This is a genomic window from Pseudomonas sp. AL 58 (genome assembly GCF_036348395.1).
Classification (GTDB): domain Bacteria; phylum Pseudomonadota; class Gammaproteobacteria; order Pseudomonadales; family Pseudomonadaceae; genus Aquipseudomonas; species Aquipseudomonas defluvii.
Window position 1 is genome coordinate 40,083 of sequence record NZ_JAZBQR010000006.1, and the last position, 19,262, is coordinate 59,344.

The following is a 19,262-nucleotide window of genomic DNA, read 5'->3' on the forward strand; positions in this document are numbered from 1 at the left end:
CGGGCGTTGCGTTCAGAGCCGCTGCGGGCGCCTTGCGGCGATCAACATACGGCTCCCAAGCTCGCGGCTTAGAGCGTGCGAGCGACTTGGACTTTCTCGAAGACTTCGATCTTGTCGCCAACCTTGACGTCGTTGTAGCTCTTGACGCCAATACCGCATTCCATGCCGGCACGGACTTCGGACATATCGTCCTTGAAGCGACGCAGCGATTCCAGTTCGCCTTCGAAGATAACGATGTCTTCACGCAGTACACGGATCGGACGGTTACGGTGAACCGTACCTTCGACCACCATGCAACCGGCGATAGCACCGAACTTAGGCGAGCGGAACACGTCACGCACTTCAGCGATACCGAGGATGTTCTCGCGAACATCGCTGCCGAGCATACCGGTCAGGGCTTTCTTGACGTCTTCAATGATGTCGTAGATCACGTTGTAGTAACGCATATCCAGACCTTCCTGCTCGACGATCTTGCGCGCGCCAGCATCAGCACGCACGTTGAAGCCGAACAGTACTGCATTGGAAGCCAGTGCCAGGTTGGCATCGCTTTCGGTGATACCACCGACGCCGCCGCCCACTACGCGCACTTGTACTTCGTCGTTGCCCAGACCGCTCAAGGAACCTTGCAGCGCCTCGAGAGAACCACGCACATCGGCCTTGAGGACGATGTTGAGGGTCTTCTTCTCTTCCTGCCCCATGTTCTCGAAGATGTTCTCGAGTTTGCCGGCATGCGCGCGAGCCAGTTTGACTTCGCGGTACTTGCCTTGACGGAACAGTGCAACTTCACGGGCCTTCTTCTCGTCAGCAACCACGCTCAGCTCATCGCCGGCCTCTGGAGTGCCATCAAGACCAAGGATCTCGACCGGAATCGACGGGCCCGCTTCCTTCACAGGCTTGCCGTTCTCGTCAAGCATGGCACGTACACGGCCGAAGTTCGAACCGCACAGAACCATGTCGCCCTGACGCAGAGTACCGTCCTGAACCAGCACGGTAGCCACTGGGCCACGGCCTTTGTCCAGACGCGATTCAACTACCACGCCACGACCCGGTGCCGAAGGCGTTGCCTTGAGCTCGAGAATCTCGGCCTGCAGCAGAACGGCTTCAAGCAACTCGTCGACGCCAGTACCCATCTTCGCCGAGACAGGAACGAATGGTGTATCACCGCCCCACTCTTCGGAGGTAACGCCCTGAACAGACAACTCGTTACGGATGCGATCGAGATCTGCACCCGGCTTGTCGATCTTGTTCACGGCAACAACCAGAGGAACACCGGCAGCCTTGGCATGCTGGACTGCTTCAATGGTCTGCGGCATTACACCGTCGTCAGCCGCGACCACGAGGATCACGATGTCGGTTGCCTTGGCACCACGGGCACGCATTGCGGTGAACGCAGCGTGGCCTGGGGTATCGAGGAACGTGACCATGCCGCGGTCGGTTTCAACGTGGTAAGCACCGATGTGCTGGGTAATACCACCGGCTTCGCCAGCAGCTACCTTGGCACGACGGATGTAGTCGAGCAGCGAGGTCTTACCGTGGTCAACGTGACCCATTACGGTAACAACCGGCGCACGAGCGAACGACTCACCTTCAAACTTCAGGGACTCGGCCAGGGAATCTTCCAGGGCGTTGTCGCTGACCAGTTTGACGTTGTGGCCCAGCTCTTCAGCAACCAGCTGTGCGGTTTCCTGATCGAGCACCTGGTTGATGGTCACCGGAGTGCCCAGCTTGAACATGAACTTGACCACTTCAGCGGCCTTGACCGACATCTGTTGGGCCAGTTCAGAAACCGTGATGGTCTCGCCGATCACCACGTCACGGATTACCGGACCAGTCGGGCTCTGGAAGCCGTGCGCGTTACGCTTCTTCGGCTTGCCCTTGCCACGACCACCGCGACGGAAGCCATCGCTTTCTTCTTCGGTAGTACGCGGAGCAGCACGCGGCGTAGGCGCCTTTTCCTTTTCCTTGACCTTGACCGAAACACGTGGCGCTTCGTTGCGGCGCTCGCCACGACGATCGTCGTCACGCGCCTTGTCGCTACGACGGCTTTCGTCTTTCTTGCGATCGGCAACCGGTGCTGGAGCAGCGTCGGCCGGAGAAACAGCGGCAGGCGCTGCTGCGACCGGCGCGGCCGCTACGGCCTCAGTCGCTGCAGGCTGACGACGGGCTTCTTCCTGGGCACGTTGACGTGCTTCGGCTTCAGCCTTCTCACGTGCGGCGTTTTCCACAGCACGGCGTTCGTCCAGCTCGCGCTTCTGCTCGGCCTGGATCTCTTCCGGGCTGCGTTGCACAAATACTTTCTTCTTGCGTACTTCTACGCTGATGCTTTTGCTACCGGCAACACGCAGGGTGCTGGTGGTCTTGCGCTGCAAGGTGATCTTGCGCGGTTCTTCCACTTTCGCCTTGTGGCTGCTTTTCAAATGAGTCAGCAGAGCCTGCTTCTCACTGTCGGTCACTACCTGACCGGCGTCGGTGTGCGGCAGACCTGCCTCACGCATCTGCTGCAGCAGGCGCTCTACCGGTGCAGCGACCTCTTGGGCCAATTCTTTCACCGTGACTTGCGTCATGCACTTCTCTCCTCAGGCCAGCCTAATTACTCGAACCAGTGGGCTCGGGCGGCCATGATCAACTTGCCGGCACGCTCTTCGTCGATGCCGTCGATGTCGAGCAGGTCGTCGATCGACTGCTCGGCCAGGTCTTCGCGGGTAACCACGCCGCGCACCGCCAGTTCCGCTGCCAGGTCGTTGTCCATACCCTCAAGAGAGAGCAGGTCTTCGGCCGGGTGGGCGTCTGCCAGTTTTTCCTCTGTAGCGATGGCCTTGGTCAACAGACGGTCCTTGGCCCGAGCGCGGAGCTCGTTGACGATCTCCTCGTCAAAGCCATCGATGTTGAGCATTTCTTCCAGCGGTACGTAGGCAATTTCTTCCAGGCTGGTGAAGCCTTCGTCAACCAGCACCTGCGCCAGCTCTTCATCAACTTCCAGCTCGTCGATGAAGTTACGCAGGATGTCGCCGGTTTCAGCTTGTTGCTTGGCCTGAATGTCCGACTCGGTCATCACGTTCAGCGTCCAGCCGGTCAGCTGGCTGGCCAGACGCACGTTCTGACCGCCACGGCCGATGGCCTGGGCCAGGTTGTCCGCCGCCACGGCGATATCCATGGCGTGGGCATCTTCATCAACAATGATCGCCGCGACTTCAGCCGGTGACATGGCGTTGATGACAAACTGCGCCGGGTTGTCGTCCCACAGGACGATATCCACGCGCTCGCCGCCCAATTCGCCAGAAACTGCCTGAACACGCGAACCACGCATGCCAATACACGCACCTTGTGGGTCAATGCGCTTGTCTTTGGAGCGAACGGCGATCTTGGCCCGCGAGCCTGGGTCGCGAGAGGCGCCCATGACTTCGATCAGGCCTTCGGCAATTTCCGGCACCTCAATGCGGAAAAGCTCGATCAGCATCTGTGGCGCAGTACGCGACAGAATCAGTTGCGGGCCACGGTTCTCGGTACGAATTTCCTTGAGCAGTGCACGCAGACGCACACCCACACGGAAGGTTTCGCGCGAAATGATGTCTTCACGGGCCAGCAACGCTTCAGCGTTGTTGCCCAGGTCGACGATAACGTTGTCGCGGGTGACTTTCTTGACGGTGCCGGAAATGATCTCGCCCAGACGCTCACGATAAGCGTCGACGACCTGCGCACGCTCGGCTTCACGCACTTTCTGCACGATAACCTGCTTGGCAGTTTGAGCAGCAATGCGGCCGAACTCAATGGATTCGATCTTTTCCTCGATGATCTCGCCAGCAACGGCACCCGGCTTTTTCGCCTGGGCCTGATCAACGGCAAGTTCAATCGCTGGATCGTCCAGATCTTCGTCTTCGACCACAGTCCAACGACGGAAAGTCTCGTAGTTACCCGTGTGGCGGTTGATTTCCACACGCAGGTCGACTTCATCTTCAAAACGTTTCTTGGTTGCAGTGGCCAGAGCCACTTCCAGCGCTTCAAAAATTACGCCGGCCGGTACGCCCTTTTCGTTGGATACCGACTCAACAACCAGCAGTACTTCTTTGCTCATCGTACGCCTCGCCTTTCGCACGCCATTGGATCCGCGGACTACGCGGTATCCGGCACGTCTCAGTCAAAACTGGGAATAATGTTGGCCTTGTCGATCGAGTCGATCGGCAACAGGAACTCATGGCTATCCACCTGGACCACCACATCCTGCTCCTCCACTCCACGGAGAAGGCCCTGAAAGTTACGACGACCTTCAAAGGGCGTACGCAGCTTGATCTTCACTTGTTCGCCGGCATGCGAAGCGAACTGTTCCAAAGTGAACAGCGGGCGATCCATGCCAGGAGAGGACACTTCAAGGGTGTATTCGGAACTGATCGGATCTTCGACATCCAGAATGCCACTCACCTGGCGACTGACCACTTCACAGTCGTCGACCAGAATGCCATCTGCCTTGTCGATATAGATACGCAGTACCGAATGCTTGCCTTGAGAGATGAATTCGATCCCCCAGCATTGATAGCCAAGAGCCTCGACCACCGGGGCCAACAAGGCCTGCAACTGTTCTAGCTTGCTCGACACCTGAACCCCCTCGTGCATGCTATGCAAATAAAAAATGGGCAAAGCGCCCATCCCGGATACGCCGCTGAATACCGGCGCTAAGAACTGTCCAGCTAGCAAAAAGCCCCTGAAAAGGGGCTCCGCTTGGGACTGGTTGCGGGGGCTGGATTTGAACCAACGACCTTCGGGTTATGAGCCCGACGAGCTACCAGACTGCTCCACCCCGCGACAAAGCTGGGGCGAAAGTATACGACCGAACCCACCAAGGGGTCAATCTAACCTCCACCGACAAGAAAGCCCGCATGTAGCGGGCTGTCTTGTTTTAATTGGTACCGAGAAGGGGACTCGAACCCCTACACCCTATGGGCACAACCACCTCAAGGTTGCGTGTCTACCAATTCCACCACCTCGGCAATACTACATTTGACGCTTTTTACTTCTTCTCTTGAGCTGGAGGAACATCAGTATTACCGACATTACCTTTTTGCTCTTGAAGCACCGGCACATCATCTGCCGCTGGTTTTTTCTGAACTTCCAGAACCGCTGGATCTGGCAATCCTACCTGAGTCAGCTCATGAGCTTTCTCTTTAGCAAAGTATCCTAACCCAAGAGCAGTTAAGAAGAAAGAGGCAGCTAGTATAGCAGTAAACTTACTCAGAAAGGTAGCAGAACCTTGGCTTCCGAACACAGTATTTGAAGCACCTGCGCCGAAAGATGCACCAGCCTCTGCACCTTTACCCTGTTGCAACAACACCAGTACCACCAAACCCAGTGCGCCCAACAGATGCAAAACAACTACGACGGTTTCGAGCATTTCTCAGTTTCCTGCGGCGCGACAAATTGCACCGAATTCGTCTGCGTTCAGGGAAGCTCCACCTATGAGCCCCCCATCGATATCCGGCATGCCGAACAGCTCAGCCGCATTGGCCGCCTTCACGCTGCCGCCGTATAGAAGCCGCACATTTGCTGCGACTTCAGTATTTTCTGCCGCCAGCTGCTCACGAATGGCTTTATGCACATCCTGCGCCTGCTGTGGCGTGGCCGTAAGGCCTGTGCCAATGGCCCATACAGGCTCATAAGCAATCACCGCTTTGGCAAAGGCACCAACACCGAGTTCCTCGATGATGCTACCCAGCTGACGCCCTACAACCTCAAGCGTCTTGCCCGCCTCGCGCTCTTCCAGGGTTTCCCCTATACACAACACTGGCGTCAGGCCACAGGCCTGAGCGGCTGCAAACTTGCGGTTGAGCGTTGCGTCAGTTTCGCCCATGAACTGGCGACGCTCCGAATGCCCAACCAACACAAAACTACATCCTGCATCGACCAACTGGCTCGGTGCAGTCTCACCGGTCAGCGCGCCCTGCATAGACTCCACTGCGGAGTTCTGTGCACCGACGGCGACCGACTTACCCTTCAACCCTTCAATCACTTGATTGATGTAGAGACAGGGCGGGAAAACCGCTACTTCAACACCGCTCGGCAGGGCTAAATCACTCAAGCCCTTGATCAGCTCAGCGACGCTGGCGCGGGTACCGTGCATCTTCCAGTTACCAGCTACCATAGGGCGACGCATGCTGTACCTCGTCGGTCAAAGTGGGCGCAGATCTTACCCAACCCTTTCAACGCTGGCAAGCGCTAATCAGACGCAAACTTCACCAACCAGCGCTGCCAGCTCTTCGGCGTAACCACGCACCTGTGCTTCATCGTCACCTTCGACCATGACACGCACCAGCGGCTCAGTACCGGATTTGCGCAGCAATACCCGCCCACGCCCCGCCATTGCCTCTGTAACACGCGCACAGGCTTCCTTGACGACAGGGTGCTCAACCGGATCGACCTTGCTGTCACCAAAACGCACGTTGATCAGAACCTGTGGGCACTTGCGCAAAGCCTGACGCGCCTGAGCCAAGGTTTCGCCGCGACGCTTGAGCGCCAACAACACCTGCAACGCAGCAATAATCGCATCGCCCGTCGTGGTGTGGTTGCAGCACACGACATGCCCGGAGTTTTCGCCGCCAACCACCCAGTCACGCTCCAACAGCTCAGCCATGACGTAGCGGTCGCCAACCTTCGCCCGCACAAACGGTATGGAAAGCTCCTGCAAGGCCAACTCAAGGCCCAGGTTGCTCATCAGGGTACCTACCACACCACCCTGCAACTTGCCGCGCTCCTGCAGGTCACGCGCAATGATGAACAACAGCTCGTCACCATCGACGATCGCACCGGTATGGTCGACCATCAATACACGATCACCATCACCATCGAACGCGATACCAAGATCGGCATGCCCCACCAGCACTGCCGCCTGCAGCGATTCGATGTGCGTAGAGCCACAACCTTCATTGATGTTCAGGCCGTCTGGCTGCGCATGCAGCACCGTGACACTGGCACCCAGTTCGCGGAACACGCTAGGCGCAACCTTGTAGGTAGCACCATGGGCACAATCAACCACAAGCTTGAGCCCGGCAAAATCGGTACTGGTCGGCACACTGCTCTTGCAGAACTCGATGTAGCGCCCGGCAGCATCGTTGATGCGCGAGACCTTGCCCAGCTTGCTCGACTCCACCACGGTCATCGGCTGATCGAGCAGCTCTTCAATCATCAACTCGATATCATCAGGCAGCTTGGTGCCCTGGCCGGAGAAGAACTTGATGCCGTTATCATCGTGCGGATTATGCGAGGCACTGATGACAATGCCCGCTTCGGCGTGAAAGGTACGCGTCAGGTAGGCAATCGCCGGGGTCGGCATCGGCCCAAGCAGCATGACATCCGCACCGGCAGCAGAGAGACCTGCTTCCAGCGCCGACTCGAACATGTAACCCGAAATTCGCGTGTCCTTGCCCACCAACACCCTGCAAGCGCCCATCTTGCGAAAGGCCATACCCGCCGCCCAACCCAGCTTGAGCATGAAATCAGGGGTGATGGGGTATACACCGACGCGGCCACGAATACCGTCGGTACCAAAATATTTTCTACTCATAAATGCTCCGTCACTCTTATTCGGCGGCCTGTACCGCTGCGATCATCCGCACTACGTCGACGGTTTCGGCGACATCATGAACGCGTAAAATACTGGCACCTTTGGTCATCGCCAGCGCAGCCAATGCGAGGCTGCCGTAGAGCCGCTCCCCAACCGGGCGCTCAAGTGCCTGACCAATCATGCTCTTGCGTGAAACGCCGACCAGCAGAGGCCTGCCAAGGCGAAACAACGCTTCCATGTGCTTGAACAGGCTAAGGTTGTGGGCCAGGTTTTTTGCGAACCCAAAGCCCGGATCCAGGATAATGCGCTCCGCACCAATGCCCACCGCAGCACACGCAGCCATCCGTTCTTCAAGATAGCTCGACACTTCGACCGTGACATTCTGGTAATGCGGGTTGTTCTGCATGTCGCCTGGTTCACCCCGCATGTGCATCAAGCACACAGGCAAACCTGTGGCAGCCGCTGCATCCAGGGCGCCATCGCGACTGAGCGATCGCACATCGTTAATCAGCCCCGCCCCGAGACGGGCCGACTCGCGCATCACGGCCGGGGTCGACGTGTCGACGGAGATGATGACATCCAGCGCCTGGCTGATGGCCTCGACGATGGGCGCAACGCGCTCCAGCTCTTCGACAGGAGACACCGCTCGCGCGCCCGGCCGAGTGGACTCACCGCCCACATCGATCAGCGTAGCGCCTGCGGCAACCATAGCCTCCGCGTGGCGCAATGCCGCGTCACGCTGAGTGAAGCGGCCGCCATCGGAGAAGGAGTCTGGCGTGATATTGAGGATACCCATGACATGGGTAAGGGACAAATCAAGAACCCGGTTGCCGCAAGGCAACCGGGTCGGGTACTGCTTTGGAGTCATATGAATCCTTAGTGTTGCGCCGCCGGGCCACCAATCGGCGACTCGGGGCGGTCACTCTGCGAGACAGGTGTGCCCGAAGTACCCGATCCACCTTCCCAGTCACGCGGTTCGCGCGGGGTACGGCCAGCCATGATGTCGTCGATCTGATCAGCATCAATGGTTTCGTACTTCATCAATGCATCCGCCATGGCATCCAGCTTGTCTCTATTCTCGGTGAGAATCTGCTTGGCAGTGGCATAGCACTGATCGATGATGCTGCGCACTTCGGAGTCGATCATCTTGGCCGTCTCGCCAGACACGCTAGCGTGCTGGGAACCCGCGCTACGACCCAGGAAAACCTCACCCTCTTCTTCGGCATACATCAGCGGGCCGAGCTTTTCGGAAAGGCCCCACTTGGTCACCATGTTACGGGCGATCTGGCTGGCACGCATGATGTCGTTTGATGCACCGGTGGTGACACCATCAAAGCCGAGCGTCATCTCTTCGGCGATACGACCACCGTAGAGCGAGCAGATCTGGCTGATCAAGGCACGCTTGGAGAGGCTGTAACGGTCCTCTTCAGGCAGGAACATGGTTACACCCAACGCACGGCCACGAGGGATGATCGAGACTTTGTAGACTGGATCATGCTCAGGCACGATGCGACCGACAATCGCGTGACCCGCTTCGTGGTAAGCGGTGTTCTGCTTTTCCTTCTCCGACATGACCATGCTTTTGCGCTCAGCGCCCATCATGATCTTGTCTTTGGCCAACTCGAATTCTTTCATTTCGACGATACGCTTGCTGCCACGCGCAGCGAACAGCGATGCTTCGTTGACCAGGTTGGCCAGGTCGGCACCGGAGAAGCCTGGCGTACCACGTGCAATAACCGCCGGATTGACGTTCTCGCCCACAGGCACTTTACGCATGTGAACCTTGAGAATCTGCTCGCGACCACGAATATCCGGGAGACCCACCACGACCTGACGGTCAAAGCGACCTGGACGCAACAGCGCCGGGTCCAGCACGTCTGGGCGGTTGGTAGCGGCAATCACAATGATGCCGTCGTTCATCTCGAAACCGTCCATCTCGACCAGCAGCTGGTTGAGGGTCTGCTCACGCTCGTCATGACCGCCGCCCATACCGGCACCACGATGACGACCCACCGCATCGATTTCGTCGATGAAGATAATGCAAGGGGCATGCTTCTTCGCTTGTTCGAACATGTCACGGACACGGCTCGCACCGACACCCACGAACATCTCGACGAAGTCAGAACCGGAAATGGTGAAGAACGGTACTTTTGCTTCGCCTGCAATGGCCTTGGCCAACAGGGTTTTACCGGTACCCGGCGGGCCAACCATCAGCACGCCGCGAGGAATACGACCACCCAGGCGCTGGAACTTGCCCGGATCGCGCAGGAACTCGACGAGCTCGCCGACTTCCTCCTTGGCTTCATCACAACCGGCCACGTCGGCCAGTGTGGTCTTTACCTGGTCTTCCGATAGCAGGCGCGCCTTGCTCTTGCCGAAGCTCATCGGCCCGCCCTTGCCACCTGCGCCACCCTGCATCTGGCGCATGAAGAACATGAACACGGCGATAATCACCAGGATCGGGAAGCTGGCAACCAGCAGTTGAGTCCAGATGCTCTGCTGCTCGGGCTGCTTGCCTTCAACGACTACGTGATTGTCGACCAGATCGCCAATCAGGCCGTTATCCTGAATGGCCGGACGGATGGTCTTGAAGCTTTCGCCGTCCGTACGCTTGCCGGTGATGACATAGCCGTCGACTGCGACACGTTCGACCTTGCCATCCTTGACCTGTTGAATAAAGTCGGAATAGTTGAGGGTCTGCGGCTCGTTCGGGCTGGAGAAGTTGTTCATCACCGTCACCAGGACAGCCGCGATGATCAACCACAGGATCAAATTCTTTGCCATATCGTTCAATTAGCTACCCTCTGAAGCAGGCTGAGGCGCAGCCGTGCCTCGCATGATAATCACCGGCCTAACTTACTACATTACCTACACATCTGCAGGCGCCGTCTGTAACCCTTTGTGAAACTTAGACTACACGATGTTCGCCCAAGTCAGGCAGGGCAGTCGATTGGAAAAAACTATCGCAAACCCTGGAAGCTGCCGGCATGACGCTTTACTCGCCGCGAAAACCCCTCGCCAGCAAGTACTGCTCGCGGGAACGGTCCCGCGAAGAGAGCGGCTTACGCATCTGCACCTTGTCGAACTTCTGCCGAACGGTTTTCAGATAGGTATCAAACCCCTCACCCTGAAAGATCTTGATCAGGAAATCACCACCCGGACGCAATACGCGGGTAGCCAAGTCAAGGGCCAACTCACAGAGGAACATCGCCTTGGGCATATCCACCGCAGGCGTACCACTCATATTGGGGGCCATATCGGAAATCACAAGGTCTACTTCCGTATTACCTACCGCTTCGAGGATTTGCGCAAGCACCTCATCCTGGGTGAAGTCGCCCTGAATGAAGGTCACATCAGGAATGCTGTCCATTTCCAGGATGTCCGAGGCAATCAAACGCCCCTGCCCACCAATCAGACGACTGGTCACCTGAGACCAGCCACCTGGCGCAGCGCCGAGATCGATGACACTCATGCCCGGGCGGATCAGTCGGTCTTTTTCCTGCAGCTCCAGCAGCTTGTAGCTGGCACGCGAGCGATAACCGTCCTTTTGCGCCATCTTGACGTAAGGATCGTTGAAATGTTCTTTCAGCCAGTTATGGCTTGTCTTGGAACGCGCCACTGGGCACCTCGATGATAACGGTCGTGATTAACTGGGCGGATCCACGGGCCCTCGGGTAAAATGGCCGCCATTTTTACAGAATCAGACAAAGGGTCAGATTATGCCGCTCACTCAAGAGCAGAAGAAACAGTACAAATCCATTGGCCACGACCTCAAACCAGTTTTGATTGTGGCAGGCAATGGGCTGACTGAGGGTGTTCTCGCCGAACTCGAGCGTGCCCTGAGCGATCACGAGCTGATCAAGATCAAGCTCAACCTCAACGAACGCGAAGAGCGTGCCGAAGTGATCGCCGAGCTGTGCAAGGCTGGCCGTGCAGAACTGGTACAAACCATCGGGAAAATGGCACTGATTTACCGCAAAAACCCACAGCCTAACAAACAGCTGTCGAACATCCATCGCTACAAGTGATGCTCGCGCCGTGTCAGCGGCGCGCTCTGCGCGCCCTGCCCGGCTGAGGTTGTAGCACCAGCAATACACCGGTAAGGCCCAGCACCAAATAGCAGAGCAACTGCCAACGCATCAACCCTGGCAGCAACGTTCGCAACGCAAAATACACAACACACGCCAGCAACGCCATCAGCAGCAGTTGCCCTCGCCTGTCTTGCCACAGGCTGCGCAGGCCTTCAGCCTGCACCAGAACCAACACCTGCAGCCCCGCACAAAACGCTGCGAATGCTACCAGCAATGACGCCACCAGCTTGCCGATATCCTCGACAAGTAGCGGCGCCAGCCCAACCTTTGCAAGCGTCGGTAAAAGCCCGAAGTACAGCATCCACAGGCCGCCAACCCAGAGCACCTGGGTTAGCTGCCAGATCACAGCGGTCGCGGCAACGCCGCGACGCCGATTAAATATGGGCGACTTCGACAATCTCGTACTCGATCAAACCACTCGGGGTCTTCACCGACACGACATCGCCCTCTTGCTTGCCGATCAGGGCGCGAGCAATAGGCGAACCAACCGAAAGCTTGCCAGCCTTGATGTCAGCTTCATCTTCACCAACGATCTGGTACTTCAGGCTTTCGTCGGTTTCGACGTTGGCAATCTCAACAGTCGTGCCGAAGATCACCTTGCCAGTGTGCGCAATCGAAGTGACATCAATCACCACCGCGTTCTGCAAGCGCCCTTCGATATCCCGGATACGCGCTTCAACCATACCTTGCTGCTCACGCGCAGCATGGTACTCGGCGTTTTCCTTGAGGTCGCCCAGCTCCCGCGCTTCACCAATATCCTGGCTGAGCTTGGGACGAACGACCTTGGTCAGATGGGTCAGTTCTTCTTCCAGGGCGCGAGCGCCCTGGACAGTCATAGGGTATTTATTCATCCGTTGAGTCCTGCATGGAGATCCTGCAAGCGGCGCACGGTCTTTTCCGGACCGAACTTCAGCGCTTCACAGATAGCTTCACCTGCCGCAATGGTGGTGGTGCAGTAGATTTTGTGCTGCAACGCATTGCGACGAATCGAGTAGGAATCAGCAATCGACTGACGACCTTCAGTGGTGTTGATGATCAGCGACACTTCATCGTTCTTGATCATATCAACAACATGCGGGCGGCCTTCAGTCACCTTGTTCACACGACGCACTTTCAGCCCGGCAGCCTCGATGATCTTGGCAGTGCCTGCAGTCGCGACGACTTCAAAGCCCAGGGCGATCAGGTCACGGGCAACGCCAGCCACTTGCGGCTTGTCGTCATCACGCACGCTGATAAACGCGGTACCGCCAGTCGGCAGCACTTCGCTGGCGCCCATCTGAGCCTTGGCAAACGCTTCACCGAAGCTGTCGCCAACACCCATGACTTCACCTGTCGACTTCATTTCAGGGCCGAGGATCGGGTCAACACCTGGGAACTTGGCGAACGGGAAGACCGCTTCCTTGACGCTGTAGAAGTTCGGAATGATTTCCTTGGTGAAACCAATTTCCTTCAGGGTCTTGCCGGCCATGACACGCGCCGCAATCATCGCCAGCGAAGTGCCGATGCACTTGGAGACGAACGGTACGGTACGCGAAGCGCGCGGGTTGACTTCAATGACGTAGATCTTGTCGCCTTGCAGCGCCAGCTGAACGTTCATCAGGCCGACCACGCCCAGCTCCAGAGCCATTTTCTTGACCTGCTCGCGGACTTCGTCCTGAACATGGGCTGGCAGGGAGTATGGCGGCAGCGAACAGGCCGAGTCACCGGAGTGAACACCGGCCTGCTCGATGTGCTGCATGATTGCGCCGATGACCACGTCGGTACCGTCGCAGACCGCATCAACGTCCATCTCGATGGCGCAGTTGAGGAAGTGGTCGAGCAGCACAGGGCTGTCGTTGGAAACCTGGACCGCTTCACGCAGGTAACGCTTGAGTTCGTCCAGTTCGTAGACGATCTCCATGGCACGGCCACCCAGCACGTAGGACGGACGAACCACCAGCGGATAACCGATCACACCGGCAGCACGGATGGCTTCATCTTCGCTGCGAACGGTGGCATTTGGCGGCTGCAGCAGGTTCAGACGCTGAACCATCTGCTGGAAGCGCTCACGGTCTTCAGCACGGTCGATTGCATCAGGGCTGGTACCGATAATCGGTACACCGGCCTCTTCCAGCGCACGAGCCAGTTTCAGCGGGGTCTGGCCACCGTAGTGAACGATCACGCCCTTCGGCTTCTCGACACGCACCACTTCCAACACGTCTTCCAGCGTCAGCGGCTCGAAGTACAGGCGATCGGACGTGTCATAGTCGGTGGAAACGGTTTCCGGGTTGCAGTTTACCATGATGGTCTCGTAACCATCTTCACGCAGGGCCAGAGCCGCGTGTACGCAGCAGTAGTCGAACTCGATACCTTGGCCGATACGGTTTGGACCACCACCCAGGATCATGATCTTGTCACGATTCGACGGGTTGGCCTCGCACTCTTCCTCATAGGTCGAATACAGGTAGGCCGTGTCGGTCGCGAACTCGGCAGCGCAGGTGTCGACGCGCTTGTAGACCGGGAACACTTCCAGCTTGTGGCGGTGACGACGCAGGTTCTTGTCGGTAATACCCAGCAGCTTGGCCAGACGCTGGTCAGAGAAGCCCTTGCGCTTGAGGCTGAGCATCAGGCCCTTGTCGATGTTGGCCAGGCCCAGGGTCTTGACGCGCTCTTCTTCCTTGATCAGGTCTTCGATCTGCACCAGGAACCAGTGGTCGATGCTGGTCAGCGCGAAGATTTCGTCGCGGGTCATGCCGGCACGGAAGGCGTCAGCAACGTACCAGATGCGCTCAGCGCCAGGAACGGTCAGCTCGCGCTTGAGGATGCTTGGGGTTTCCGGGTTAGCCAGGTCAAGCTTAGGATCAAGACCGCATACACCCACTTCCAGACCACGCAGGGCTTTCTGCAGGGATTCCTGGAAAGTACGGCCGATAGCCATGACTTCACCAACGGATTTCATCTGAGTGGTCAGACGGGCGTCGGCTTTCGGGAACTTCTCGAAGGCAAAGCGCGGCAGCTTGGTCACAACGTAGTCGATGGACGGCTCGAACGAAGCCGGGGTACGACCACCGGTGATGTCGTTCTGCAGTTCATCCAGGGTGTAGCCGACAGCCAGCTTGGCGGCAATCTTGGCGATCGGGAAGCCGGTCGCTTTCGAAGCCAGGGCCGAGGAACGCGATACACGCGGGTTCATCTCGATCACGACCATACGGCCAGTGTCCGGGCAGATACCGAACTGGACGTTGGAACCGCCTGTTTCAACACCGATCTCACGCAGTACCGCCAGCGAGGCGTTACGCATGATCTGGTATTCCTTGTCGGTCAGGGTCTGTGCCGGAGCAACGGTGATCGAGTCACCGGTGTGCACGCCCATCGGGTCGAAGTTTTCGATGGAGCAGACGATGATGCAGTTGTCCTTTTTGTCGCGGACCACTTCCATCTCGTACTCTTTCCAACCGATCAACGACTCATCGATCAGCAGTTCCTTGGTCGGCGACAGGTCCAGACCACGGGCACAGATTTCTTCGAACTCTTCACGGTTGTAGGCGATACCACCACCGGTGCCGCCCATGGTGAAGGACGGACGAATGATGCACGGGAAGCCCAGCTTCTCGAGAACGGCGTTAGCCTCCTCCATGCTGTGGGCGATGCCAGAGCGCGGGCACTCCAGACCAATGGCTTTCATGGCCTGGTCAAAACGCGAACGGTCTTCTGCCTTGTCGATGGTGTCGGCATTGGCGCCGATCATTTCCACACCGAACTTCTCCAGAATGCCTTCGCGCTCCAGGTCCAGGGCGCAGTTCAGTGCAGTCTGGCCACCCATGGTCGGCAGCAGCGCATCCGGACGCTCTTTCTCAATGATCTTGGCCACCGTTTGCCATTTGATCGGCTCGATGTAGGTGGCGTCGGCCATGGCCGGGTCGGTCATGATGGTGGCCGGGTTGGAGTTCACCAGGATGACGCGGAAACCTTCCTCGCGCAGGGCCTTGCAGGCCTGGGCGCCGGAATAGTCGAATTCGCAGGCCTGGCCGATCACGATCGGTCCAGCGCCGAGAATCAGGATACTTTTAATGTCTGTACGTTTTGGCATGGGTTGTCACTCAAATCCGCAGGTCAGTCGGCAAGCCGTCTTGAACAATCTTGGCGGTCCCTGAACACGGCTTGCGCCGGTTCAGGGCCTTCTCACTAGGTGCTCAGCGGCGCTTGGCCATGGCATCGATGAAACGGTCGAACAGCGGCGCGACATCGGTCGGGCCAGGGCTGGCTTCAGGGTGGCCCTGGAAGCTGAACGCGCTCTTGTCGGTGCGTTCAATACCCTGGAGGCTACCGTCGAACAGCGACTTGTGCGTGGCGCGCACATTGGCTGGCAGCGTCGCCTCATCAACGGCAAAACCGTGGTTCTGACTGGTGATCATCACAACGCCGGTGTCCAGATCCTGGACCGGGTGGTTGGCACCGTGGTGGCCATGACCCATTTTCACGGTCTTGGCGCCAGAAGCGAGTGCCAGCAGTTGGTGACCCAGGCAGATACCAAACACCGGAATTTCGGTTTCGAGAATGTCCTGAATCGCCTTGATTGCATAATCGCAAGGCTCTGGATCGCCAGGGCCGTTAGACAGGAACACGCCATCAGGGTTGAGCGCCAGAACGTCGTTGGCCGGTGTTTGCGCAGGAACCACGGTCACGCGGCAGCCGCGCTCAACCAGCATGCGCAGGATGTTCAGCTTGACGCCGTAGTCATAGGCAACCACGTGGTATGGCAGCTCGGAAGCCTCGATAGTCGGGTGACTGTCGGTCTTCAGGTTCCAGACACTGGAACGCCACTCGTAGCTGTTCTGGGTGCTGACAACCTTGGCCAGGTCCATGCCTTTCAGGCCCGGGAAGCCACGCGCAGCGGCGATGGCGGCTTCTTCAGTGATGTTGTCACCGGCCAGGATGCAACCATTCTGCGCACCCTTCTCACGCAGAATGCGTGTCAGGCGACGGGTATCGATGCCGGCGATCGCAACCACGTTGTTGGCTTTCAGGTAGTCCGGCAGCGACTGCTTGTTCCGCCAGTTGCTGGCAAGCAACGGCAGGTCGCGAATCACCAGGCCAGCCGACCAGACGCGGTCGGATTCGGCATCTTCCGGCGTGGTGCCAGTGTTGCCAATGTGTGGGTAAGTCAGGGTAACGATTTGCTGCGCATAGGAAGGGTCAGTCAGGATTTCCTGATAGCCGGTCATTGCGGTGTTAAACACCACCTCACCAACGGTCTGACCGTCGGCTCCAATGGCTTCACCGCGAAAAATGCTGCCATCAGCAAGGGCGAGTATGGCTGGCTTAGTCAAGAAGACCTCCCGTAAATCAAGCCTGAAGGGGCGATCGCAGGTTGCAAAAAAGCGGAATGACGTATAGACACGTCACCCCGCTTTCTTCGTCGAATTATCTGCGCGCTTTTAGTGGACACACTAAAGCTGTAGCTTACAGAAAAACGTATTTTTGGTCTACCGCTGATGTGCCTGAAAGGCGCAGAAATGCGACAGGACGTCGCCAGGATTCAGAAGCAACCCGCAAGACCGGCTCCAGTGAAGCCCAAAGAGCCGACTTGCAGGCACACTTTCAACAACGCTTAACGCAGTTCCAGCACGTCCTGCATGTCATACAGGCCAGGTTCGCGCCCTTCCAGCCACAATGCGGCACGCACCGCACCCTTGGCGAAGGTCATGCGACTGGAGGCCTTGTGGGTGATCTCGACGCGCTCACCCTCAGCCGCGAACAACACGGTGTGATCGCCAACCACATCGCCGGCACGCACGGTAGCGAAGCCAATGGTCTGCCGATCACGGGCGCCGGTCTGACCTTCGCGACCATAGACCGCCACTTCCTGCAGGTTGCGACCCAAGGCCTGGGCAACCACCTCACCCATGCGCAGCGCCGTACCCGAAGGTGCATCGACCTTGTGCCGATGATGCGCCTCGATGATCTCGATATCGACGTCATCACCCAGCACGCGGGCAGCAGTGTCGAGCAGCTTCAAGCACAGGTTCACACCCACGCTGAAGTTGGCGGCGAAGACAATCGGAATCTCCTTGCTCGCCTCTACCAGCAGTTGCTTTTCTTCAGCACTGAAGCCGGTAGTTCCGATCACCATGGCCTTGCCTGACTCACGGCAAAACGCCAGGTTTTTCAGTGTGACCGACGGGTGAGTGAAGTCGATCAGGACATCGAAGTCATCGACCACCTGTTCCAGACCACCCGACAGCGCCACACCAATACGACCCAGCGCTGCCAATTCACCAGCATCCGCACCGATCAGCGTACTGTCCGGACGATCCACAGCCGCGGTCAGGCCCGCACCCTGCGCATGCTGCACAGCTTCGATCAGGGTTTTACCCATCCGCCCTGCAGCACCCATTACCGCTATACGTCGCATGCCCTGTTCCTTCTTACAGATCGCCGAAGAAGCGCTTTACGCCTTCGAACCAGCCACTGGCCTTGGGAGAATGGGAGCTGTCACAGTCCAGCGAATCGCGCAGCTCTTCGAGCAGTTCACGCTGACGGCGGCTCAGATTGACCGGCGTCTCGACTGCGACGCGGCACATCAGATCGCCCGCCGCACCGCCACGCACCGGGGCAACACCCTTGCCGCGCAGACGGAACTGCTTGCCGGTCTGAGTACCCTCAGGGATCTTCAGCTTGACCCGACCATCAAGGGTCGGCACTTCAAGCTCGCCACCCAGCGCAGCATCGGTGTAACTGATCGGCACTTCGCAATACAAATGCTTGCCATCACGCTGGAAGATCGCATGCTCGCGCACATTGATCACAACGTAAAGGTCGCCGGTAGGCCCACCATGGCTACCCGCCTCGCCCTCGCCAGACAGGCGGATGCGGTCTCCGGTATCGACACCGGCCGGCACCTTGACCGACAGCGTCTTGTACTCTTCGACACGCCCTTCGCCATGGCATGCATCGCAAGGATCGGTAATGATCTTGCCTTGGCCATGACAACGCGGACAGGTCTGCTGGACCGAGAAAAAGCCCTGCTGCATGCGCACCTGACCAATACCACCACAGGTCGGACAGGTCGAGGGCGAAGAGCCCTTCTTGGCACCGGAACCCTCGCACGGCGAGCAGTTCACCAGTGTCGGCACACGGATATTGACCGTGGTGCCGCGCACCGCTTCTTCGAGGTTCAGCTCCAGGGTGTAGCGCAGGTCGCTGCCACGCTGGGCACCGCCACGGGAACCACCCCGACCACCACCAAAGAAGTCGCTGAACACATCACCGAAGATATCGGAGAAGTTCGCACCACCAAAGCCAGCACCGCCACCACCCATGCTAGGGTCGACGCCGGCATGGCCATACTGGTCATACGCCGCACGCTTGCTGCTATCGGACAGCACTTCGTAGGCCTCGTTGGCCTCCTTGAATTTTTCTTCCGACTCTTTGTCATCGGGATTACGGTCCGGGTGATGCTTCATCGCCAGACGACGATAAGCCTTCTTCAGCTCCGCCTCGCTGGAGCCGCGCTCTACACCCAGAACCTCGTAATAATCACGCTTTGCCATAAGTCTTTGTACTCTTGAGGACGTTCGGCAAACCTCTGCGCTATTCGCGCTATGCCGCCAGCATTCAAACCCGGTCGAATGCCGTAAAAA

Annotated in this window: 16 protein-coding genes and 2 tRNA genes; 1 reads left to right on the forward strand and 17 read right to left on the reverse strand. The window is 58.1% G+C overall.

Annotated features, from left to right (window positions below; translation table 11 throughout):
- Positions 1–68 precede the first annotated feature (68 nt).
- The 11 genes from infB to rlmE all read right to left on the reverse strand — a co-directional run bounded on the left by infB (position 69) and on the right by rlmE (position 11,168).
- Positions 69–2,564, reverse strand: a complete 2,496-nt coding sequence (gene infB, locus UIA24_RS09495) for a translation initiation factor IF-2 (RefSeq protein WP_065758267.1) — start codon at positions 2,562–2,564, stop codon at positions 69–71.
- Between the two features lie 26 nt (positions 2,565–2,590).
- Positions 2,591–4,072, reverse strand: a complete 1,482-nt coding sequence (gene nusA, locus UIA24_RS09500; RefSeq protein WP_065758266.1) for a transcription termination factor NusA — start codon at positions 4,070–4,072, stop codon at positions 2,591–2,593.
- A gap of 59 nt (positions 4,073–4,131) precedes the next feature.
- Complete coding sequence (gene rimP, locus UIA24_RS09505) at positions 4,132–4,590, reverse strand: ribosome maturation factor RimP (protein ID WP_065758300.1); 459 nt, start codon at positions 4,588–4,590, stop codon at positions 4,132–4,134.
- Positions 4,591–4,720: 130 nt separating this feature from the next.
- Positions 4,721–4,797: transfer RNA gene (locus UIA24_RS09510), tRNA-Met, on the reverse strand.
- A gap of 99 nt (positions 4,798–4,896) precedes the next feature.
- Positions 4,897–4,982 (reverse strand) — tRNA-Leu (locus UIA24_RS09515).
- 20 nt (positions 4,983–5,002) lie between these two features.
- Positions 5,003–5,383 (reverse strand): preprotein translocase subunit SecG, encoded by a 381-nt coding sequence (gene secG, locus UIA24_RS09520; protein ID WP_065758265.1) that lies wholly within the window; start codon positions 5,381–5,383, stop codon positions 5,003–5,005.
- 3 nt (positions 5,384–5,386) lie between these two features.
- Complete coding sequence (gene tpiA / locus UIA24_RS09525) at positions 5,387–6,142, reverse strand: triose-phosphate isomerase (protein WP_330522751.1); 756 nt, start codon at positions 6,140–6,142, stop codon at positions 5,387–5,389.
- A gap of 66 nt (positions 6,143–6,208) precedes the next feature.
- A complete protein-coding gene (gene glmM / locus UIA24_RS09530; protein WP_065758263.1) occupies positions 6,209–7,549 on the reverse strand; it encodes a phosphoglucosamine mutase in 1,341 nt (446 codons plus the stop codon).
- 16 nt (positions 7,550–7,565) lie between these two features.
- Positions 7,566–8,417, reverse strand: coding sequence for a dihydropteroate synthase (folP, locus tag UIA24_RS09535; protein WP_099775834.1), 852 nt, complete (start codon positions 8,415–8,417; stop codon positions 7,566–7,568).
- 8 nt (positions 8,418–8,425) lie between these two features.
- Complete coding sequence (gene ftsH / locus UIA24_RS09540; protein ID WP_099775835.1) at positions 8,426–10,333, reverse strand: ATP-dependent zinc metalloprotease FtsH; 1,908 nt, start codon at positions 10,331–10,333, stop codon at positions 8,426–8,428.
- A 211-nt stretch (positions 10,334–10,544) separates the two neighbouring features.
- Complete coding sequence (rlmE, locus tag UIA24_RS09545; RefSeq protein ID WP_065758260.1) at positions 10,545–11,168, reverse strand: 23S rRNA (uridine(2552)-2'-O)-methyltransferase RlmE; 624 nt, start codon at positions 11,166–11,168, stop codon at positions 10,545–10,547.
- A gap of 100 nt (positions 11,169–11,268) precedes the next feature.
- Here rlmE and yhbY point away from each other — a divergent pair, with 100 nt between their 5' ends.
- On the forward strand, positions 11,269–11,577 hold the full coding sequence (gene yhbY / locus UIA24_RS09550; protein WP_099775837.1) for a ribosome assembly RNA-binding protein YhbY: 309 nt from the start codon (positions 11,269–11,271) through the stop codon (positions 11,575–11,577).
- Positions 11,578–11,590: 13 nt separating this feature from the next.
- On the opposite strand, the gene UIA24_RS09555 is transcribed toward yhbY, so the two are convergent.
- From UIA24_RS09555 to dnaJ, 6 genes are all read right to left on the reverse strand, one after another.
- Positions 11,591–11,986, reverse strand: a complete 396-nt coding sequence (locus UIA24_RS09555; protein WP_065758258.1) for an MFS transporter — start codon at positions 11,984–11,986, stop codon at positions 11,591–11,593.
- 28 nt (positions 11,987–12,014) lie between these two features.
- Entirely contained in the window at positions 12,015–12,491 is a 477-nt protein-coding gene (gene greA / locus UIA24_RS09560) for a transcription elongation factor GreA (protein ID WP_065758257.1), read from the reverse strand.
- Complete coding sequence (gene carB, locus UIA24_RS09565) at positions 12,488–15,709, reverse strand: carbamoyl-phosphate synthase large subunit (RefSeq protein ID WP_099775839.1); 3,222 nt, start codon at positions 15,707–15,709, stop codon at positions 12,488–12,490. The genes greA and carB overlap by 4 nt, the downstream gene beginning before the upstream one ends.
- 103 nt (positions 15,710–15,812) lie before the next feature.
- Entirely contained in the window at positions 15,813–16,949 is a 1,137-nt protein-coding gene (gene carA, locus UIA24_RS09570) for a glutamine-hydrolyzing carbamoyl-phosphate synthase small subunit (protein ID WP_099775841.1), read from the reverse strand.
- A gap of 281 nt (positions 16,950–17,230) precedes the next feature.
- Positions 17,231–18,034 carry a 4-hydroxy-tetrahydrodipicolinate reductase gene (dapB, locus tag UIA24_RS09575; RefSeq protein WP_065758254.1) on the reverse strand — a complete coding sequence of 268 codons (804 nt, stop codon included), beginning with the start codon at positions 18,032–18,034 and terminating at the stop codon, positions 17,231–17,233.
- Between the two features lie 13 nt (positions 18,035–18,047).
- The gene (gene dnaJ, locus UIA24_RS09580) at positions 18,048–19,172 is read right to left on the reverse strand and encodes a molecular chaperone DnaJ (protein WP_065758253.1); all 1,125 of its coding nucleotides are present in this window, start codon (positions 19,170–19,172) and stop codon (positions 18,048–18,050) included.
- Positions 19,173–19,262: the final 90 nt, after the last annotated feature.